The 6941-nt window shown below is 56.6% G+C and carries 6 protein-coding genes; 3 read left to right on the forward strand and 3 right to left on the reverse strand.

Translation table 11 applies throughout. The annotated features are described in order from the left end of the window. The first annotated feature begins 254 nt into the window (after window positions 1-254). Window positions 255-794, forward strand: coding sequence for a hypothetical protein (locus QZ377_RS11600; RefSeq protein WP_291441300.1), 540 nt, complete (start codon window positions 255-257; stop codon window positions 792-794). A 199-nt stretch (window positions 795-993) separates the two neighbouring features. On the opposite strand, the gene QZ377_RS11605 is transcribed toward QZ377_RS11600, so the two are convergent. The 3 genes from QZ377_RS11605 to QZ377_RS11615 all read right to left on the reverse strand — a co-directional run bounded on the left by QZ377_RS11605 (window position 994) and on the right by QZ377_RS11615 (window position 4659). Beyond that, a complete protein-coding gene (locus QZ377_RS11605; RefSeq protein ID WP_291441301.1) occupies window positions 994-1254 on the reverse strand; it encodes a hypothetical protein in 261 nt (86 codons plus the stop codon). Between the two features lie 282 nt (window positions 1255-1536). Next, window positions 1537-3195, reverse strand: a complete 1659-nt coding sequence (locus QZ377_RS11610) for a ribonuclease J (protein ID WP_291441302.1) — start codon at window positions 3193-3195, stop codon at window positions 1537-1539. 33 nt (window positions 3196-3228) lie between these two features. Beyond that, window positions 3229-4659 carry a TolC family protein gene (locus QZ377_RS11615; protein WP_291441303.1) on the reverse strand — a complete coding sequence of 477 codons (1431 nt, stop codon included), beginning with the start codon at window positions 4657-4659 and terminating at the stop codon, window positions 3229-3231. A 1013-nt stretch (window positions 4660-5672) separates the two neighbouring features. Here QZ377_RS11615 and tolQ point away from each other — a divergent pair. Continuing rightward, on the forward strand, window positions 5673-6368 hold the full coding sequence (gene tolQ, locus QZ377_RS11620; RefSeq protein ID WP_291441304.1) for a protein TolQ: 696 nt from the start codon (window positions 5673-5675) through the stop codon (window positions 6366-6368). Window position 6369: 1 nt separating this feature from the next. Further along, a complete protein-coding gene (gene tolR, locus QZ377_RS11625; RefSeq protein WP_012624493.1) occupies window positions 6370-6828 on the forward strand; it encodes a protein TolR in 459 nt (152 codons plus the stop codon). The last annotated feature ends 113 nt before the right edge of the window (window positions 6829-6941 follow it).

The following is a 6941-nucleotide window of genomic DNA, read 5'->3' on the forward strand; positions in this document are numbered from 1 at the left end:
TATATCCCTCTATATTTATAAGCAATGTAGGCAATATATTGCATCAAAATCGGTATAAAAAGTAAAAACAAGTTCATGAAATCTGCACATTTTTTCGGATGCATCCGCTGTAAGCCCCGATGCCGTCACTGCCGGGCATGACCAAAATGTACATTGTCGATACGGCTCCACATGCCAATAAAGTATCTGATTGCCCAGAGTGATTTTCAGATTTTCCGTGAAACTGTACTCGATAAATAATTTTTCGCAAGAACATGGAAAAACAAGACACAAACAGTAAAAAAACCTATTACCATAACTTAAAAACAAATTACAGCGAGCACGCGTTGCAAGGGGAATATCCAGGTACGGTTTTGCCTCAGCCTGATGTAAACAACGCGCGTATGCAAAAGCGAGAAATGGGACATCGGTTGTCATCGCAGGAAGAATACACGCCGCAGGCACACGGGTACGGGGCAGGAGGGGTATGCCCGGCCTGCCGAACGTTCCCTCCCGGGCGCAAGGGGGCTGAAGAAAAAGGCCGCGCAGCTACGTGTGCAAGACGAGTCCGCTTTGACTGTTACGGCGAAGGAATTGCGGGTGAAGGCAGCAACGATACTTCGGCCATTACGCAAGCATTCAAAGTGACCATGCGCCGGAAATCGCGAAAAAGCACGCTCAGGGGGGGGCAGATCGGCAATAGTGCGAACAGCACGCGGGGTCGAGTCTGCACACGCATTGGCGCCAGGGGTGGCAGCCGGGCAGGCCTGCGCAAGGTCACTGTGACCAAAGGAGTTGACCCATCGCAACGCTGAAACGTCCGCAGGGGAAAAAACCGGAGACGCGCGATGCCTGGGGCCTCAACGCTCAAACGGGGGGCTGATTGTCAACAAATGCTGTTGCGCCAAAAACAAAGAGCATCTTCATGAAGACAGCCTGCCCGCATGGCACATGGCTGCCCTGAACAATTCTTTTATGTTGCCGGTTGGCTAAAAAGCCATTTTAAATAATCCCCTAGTAAACCAGTTGCACCACAGCACCTGAATGCGCATCAACGCTGGGGCTGCGGAGCTTGGCTCCGGCCAGCGGAACCACCCTGACCACTTCCACCACGTCGGCCTGAACGGCAAAACCCGGGGCGTAGGCCAGAGAGTCCTGACGGACGGAGTCATGCCCGCCCTGCCATAGCAAAAGCCCGAAAAATAGCGCGCACCCTGCCAAAGCGGTACTTAACACAATATAAGGGATACCGGCGGCACCGATTGCCTTGTTCATGACTTCTCCTTACGGCAGTTTTTACCGCCGCTGTGTGCTTGTCATGAACAAAGCAAGATATGTGCCGCCGTTGGTGCTGTGCGGCTTCAGAGTCGCCTGCCAGACACCTGGCAAGCATCTGGCAACGCCCGTCAGCCATCTGGCGGGATAGCCGTCAGGATTGCCGTCACACCGCCAAAGCCGCGCGGCACGACAGCCATATTTGCCGGGCTGGCGGGGCTGGGCATGCCGCATTTTTTTGCTGAACTGCGGCAGCGCCCCCCCCCCCAAAAAAATTCGCCCTTAAACTTCGCTGATAATGGGTACAACCACGGGATCGCGCTCCAGCACACGGCGGAAAAAACGGCGCAACGAAGAGCGTATGCCTTCCTGCATACGATTGAGCTGCCCTGGACGCGCGGCCTCGATTTCATCCAGCACAAGGCATTTGGCATCTTCGAGCAGGTGGCTGTAATGCTGCTCAAACACAAAACCCTTGGAGATCATTTCCGGCCCGTGCAGCACGCTGCCCGTTTCAGAGTCTACCACCAGCACCACGATAACCATGCCCTCGTCGCCAAGAATCCGGCGCTCGCGCAGCACTGCATAGCCCACGTCGCCAACACCTTTGCCGTCCACGAGGGTACACTCCACGGGTACTTTCTGCTCAAGCCTGAAAGAGTCCTCCAGCAGGGTCAGGGGCTGACCGTCTTCCAGCAGGATAACGTTTTCTTCTTTTACCCCACACTCCACGGCCAGACGCCCGTGCTTGACCAGATGCTGGTATTCGCCGTGCACCGGCACAAAAAGTTCCGGCCTTACGGCTTCGAACATTTCACGCAGCTCTTCGCGCTGGGCATGCCCCGAGGCATGGATGGCATGCACGCTTTCATACAGCACTTCCGCGCCGATGCGGTACATTTCGTTAATAAGTTTGGCCACGGCCTTGGCATTGCCCGGGATCATGCGCGAACTCATGACCACCGTATCGCCCTTGCGCACCTCAAGCTGCCTGTGCCCGCCGAGCACCATGCGTGAGAGGGCCGACAAAGGCTCGCCCTGCGCCCCTGTAACCACCAGAACAAGCTGGTTGTCAGGCAGATCGGGAACACCGTTATGGGCATTGAAAAAAGACGGCGGTAACTTGGCGAAACCCAGATCCCGGGCCATCTCGATATTATTGGCCAGCGATTTGCCGCTTATGACGACCGTGCGCCCGTATTCACGCGCAAGATCGAACACTTCCTGGATTCTTTGAATGTGGCTTGAAAAAAGCGTAATAACGATACGGCCTTCCGCGCTGGAAAAAATCTTTTCCAGCGAGTCCTTCACTTCTCTTTCCGTAAGAGAGCGGCCGTCGCGCATGACGTTGGTGGAGTCTGAAAGCAACAGACGCGCGCCCTGCGGGCCTGCAAAGTTGCTGAAGACATCAAGGTCCGTGCCTGTACCGTCCAGAGGATGCGTGTCAATCTTGAAGTCGCCGCTGTGCACGACGCGCCCCACAGGGGTTTCCACCCCCAGGCCGAAGCCTTCGGGAATGGAATGACAGACCGGAAAAAAATGAAACGTCAGATCGCCCAAGGGCAGAACCGTCTTGGCGTCCACCGGGCACAGTTCCACCCAGTCAAGAATTTCGCGCTCGCGCAGCTTGTGCTCCACCAGGGCAAGGGTAAAGCGCGAACCGTAGATGCGCGTGCCTTTAAGCTCCGGCACAAGCCAGGGCAATGCCCCGATATGGTCTTCATGGCCGTGGGTGAGCACGATGCCGAGCAGTTTGTCCTTGATGGCGCTTACCGCGCCAAAATGCGGGATGACCACATCCACGCCCAGATGGGCGTCGTCGGGAAACATGAGGCCACAGTCCACCATGACCACGCCGCCGGCGGTTTCCCACAATTGGCAGTTAAGGCCGATTTCTCCAAGGCCCCCCAGGGGCGTGATGGTAAGGTAGGGTTCTTTCATTCCTCTATCGCTTGTGCTTGGGCGCGAAGCCGGTTACCGGTCGCGCCGCATCAGGTCAGGTTTAAATTCGCCCATGGCCACATACAATTGGGACAGGGCTGTAAGATAGTCGGCCTTGGCGCCCGTAAGCGAAGCCTGGGCCGAAGTAAGCTTGGATGAGGCGTCCAGCACGTCAAAGTTTGTGCCCACCTGCTCCTGGTAGCGGGCCAGAGCCACATTATACGCCTCGGTGGCCTGCTCTACGGCTTTTTCCGCCACATTGATGCGCTTTTCCGCTTCATGCACGGCAAGAAGTTTGGACTTGATGTCGTAACCAACATTGAGCTTCAGGTTTTCAGCCTCATAGCGCATCTTGGTTACAAGCCAGCCGGCTTCCTTGTCGGCATAATAGGTTGTACCCCATTGAAAAGCATTCCAGGTGGCACGTGCGCCCACTTCCCAGGTCTGTGTGCGGGAGCCGCTGGCGCCGTCTTTCTGAAGATCAGGGGTATTGCCGCTCTGGGTTACATTATAATAGGCCTCAACCTGCGGATAGTAGTCGCTCTGCACGGCCTGCTGGCTTTTGCCCGCAATTTCCACAGATTTCGCAGCCATATAAAGGTCTGGCCGCTGCCGGTACGCCGCTTCAAGGCATTGCTCAAGGGAGCGTGTGAACGGCACATGGGCGAGCTGCCCCGTATACCCCACCCCCGCCGTGGCCGAAAAGCCCAGCAGGGTGTTCAGCTTTGCCAGACTTGTGTCGCGGCTGTTTTCTGCCTTGATCACCGCATTTTCAGCCTGCCGCACGTCCACTTCGGCCTGTAGCACATCCAGACGTGGGCGAAGCCCCACATCAAAAAAAGCCGTGGTGATGCGCAACTGGTCACGCAAACGCGCAAGGGCGTCACGCTCACTGCGCACACTTTCTTCATATCGCAAGAAATTCAGAAACTGGGTCTGCACCTGCTCTGTCATGGCAAGCTCGGCATTGCGCAATGCCGCCTTGTCACTGTCAGCCTGCAAGGCCGCTTTCTGGTAATTTGCCAGCAGACGAAAGCCCTGAAAAACCGGCTGAGAAACCTCCACGCCCCAACTGTATGTACCCATTTTGGGCGGGTCGGTATTGCGCACGGTGCTGTCTCTTTCCTGCTTGGCAACCGAGTAGGACATGCCAAGCCTGGGACCAAAGGCTCCCCGGGCAGACTTGCGGCTTTCTTCAGATGAGCGGCCCTGCGCCTCCTGCGATCCCAGGCTCGGATTATGCTCCAGGGCCTGATTCACCGCATCCGGCATGGTGATGGCGTGTACGCCGCCAGACTGGCCGCCCGCGGCTTCCGCCCCTGCTCCACTTTGGCCGCCAAGGCTACGCTGCCCTTGAAAAAGGGGAACCGCAGCTCCGGGAGCCGTATTACGGCTTGCAGCAACGGAAGAGGTACAGAGAAAGACAGCCAGAATAACAAGAGAAAAAGCAGACGAGCGAATCACTGAAACCGCCGTTCTTGAGAAAGTGGCACGCGCTTTCAGGCAGGCGCATGGGAAGGACGAACATCGCATGACTCTTCATACAACGCCCGGCACAGCATTGGCAATACAGCCTTGCCAGCCTTTTATCCCCGTCCCTGCGCTCTTGCGGCCCATATCGTCAAAAGCGCGTCAGGCCATGCTTTTCCTTATGACGTCCTGATATATATCCTATTGAAAACAAAAAATAAATATAAATTATATTCCCGCATTTACGCCCATATATTTCCAAAAACCGCCACCTTATAAGAATCTTTCTTGCTGTTAGCCGAACAAACCGGAAAAAAACAGCGCGCAGCACGCCGGGGCATGCGTCGCATCCCCGCTGACATCACCAAGCATCAAACGTATCCATACCTTTTGACAATGCAACGTACTTTAAAACCTGAAACAAGGCTGGGCGCCAGCCGCACTGCCGTTCTGGTTGCCAAAAACCTGCCTTCATATAAGATGACGTGTCGCGCACAGCCTGTGAGGCTTTCCCCAGGCCGAACGCGTGTGCGCTGGCGGCAAAGCGGTTCATCCGCCCGCGGCAAGGCGCTCTGCCCCTGTGTATGGAACTATGGCGGAAGGGCCTTGGGCAACAAAAGAAACCAGCGCCTCCCGCAGCATCGCCGACACCAGAGGGCATTGCGCGAGCAGGTACACCCAAGCTCCGCACTGGGGCGGAAAAGTAGTGGGCCGCGCGCCCGGCGCAAGAAAAACTGCCTACAGAAAAAGGACCGGACTTGACGAAACCTCCCGGCGGGTGCATGCCCACCAGCGGGTGATGAAATCCCCGTCCAAAGCGGATCTGGGGCAAAAGGTCTAAAAAAAATCTTGAAAATTTGCCCCACTCGTTGCATTCTCCGCCCCAGAGCCGTATGCGACTGTGGCGGCGCTGCCGTCATGGCCGGCGCTTTTTTGCGCCCTGCGTTCCGGCACTACTTGCGGCGATTTGTGAAAACCAAGGCTGCTGCGCACTTATGGAGAACCTTATGGAATTCAGCTTTTTTTCAATGATTGCCCAGGCAAGCCTGGTGGCCAAGGCAGTGCTGGCGCTTCTGGTGGTCATGTCCATCACCAGCTGGGGTCTGATGATTCAAAAGTTTTTTGCCCTCAGCGCCGCCAACAACAAGGCGCTTGAAGGCACCACCGGATTCGAAAAGGCCCCCAACCTGCGCGAAGCCGTGCAGTCGCTGGGGTCTGACCCGTCTTCGCCCCTTTATTACATCGCCCATCAGGGTGTGCTGGAATTTAACCGCTCCAAAGAGCTCGGCAACAGCAGCGAAGTAGTGGTGGACAACGTTCGCCGCGCGCTACGTCAGGGTGTGGGCAGTGAACTGTCGCGCTTGCAGCGCTCGCTCTCCCTTCTGGCTACCACGGCCAATACCGCGCCCTTTATCGGTCTTTTCGGCACGGTCTGGGGCATTATGAGCTCCTTCCACTCCATCGGCATGCTCAAATCCGCCTCGCTCGCCACGGTGGCCCCGGGCATTTCAGAAGCGCTGGTAGCTACCGCCATCGGCCTGGCCGTGGCCGTTCCCGCCACCATCGGCTTCAACATCTTTATGGGCAAACTTTCGCAGGTGGATACCCTGCTTGTGAACTTTGCGGGCGTTTTCCTGAACCGCGTCCAGCGCGAGCTTAACGCCCACCGCCCCGTGCAGCGCACGGGCGCAACGGAGATGTAATATGGGCGCCAGTGTCGGCAACGGCAACAAATTCGTTTCGGAAATCAACGTCACGCCCTTTGTGGACGTCATGCTGGTGCTGCTCATCATCTTTATGGTAGCCACCCCCATGATGAGCCAGGGGCTTGAGGTAGATCTGCCGCAAACCACGCAGGTGGAAGTGCTGCCCACAGAAGCAGACCATATGGTGCTGACCGTGCGCAGTGACGGCAAGATATACCTGGATGAATACGGCGTTGACAATATGGAAGACCTCGAAGGCTATCTGCAGCGCCTGGTCAAAGAAAAAAACAAAACTCTCTTCCTCCAGGCCGATAAGGCCGTACCCTATGGCACAGTGGTGGAAGTGATGGGGCATATCAAGGCCGTCGGCATAGAAAAGCTCGGTGTGATAGCCGAACAGCCCGACGAAGCCCCGGCCAAGGGCGGCAAAAACGCCCCTGCCCGTGCCCCGAAGTAGGTTCCTATGCGCCTGGCTTCCTATGTTCTTTCCCTGTGCCTGCACCTGGCAGTTTTTCTGCTTATCTGGTTCTGGCCCAGCCCCCCTCCCATACGGCTGGACGCGCCGCCCGT

The sequence above is a fragment of the Desulfovibrio sp. genome (assembly GCF_019424165.1).
Lineage (GTDB): Bacteria > Desulfobacterota > Desulfovibrionia > Desulfovibrionales > Desulfovibrionaceae > Desulfovibrio.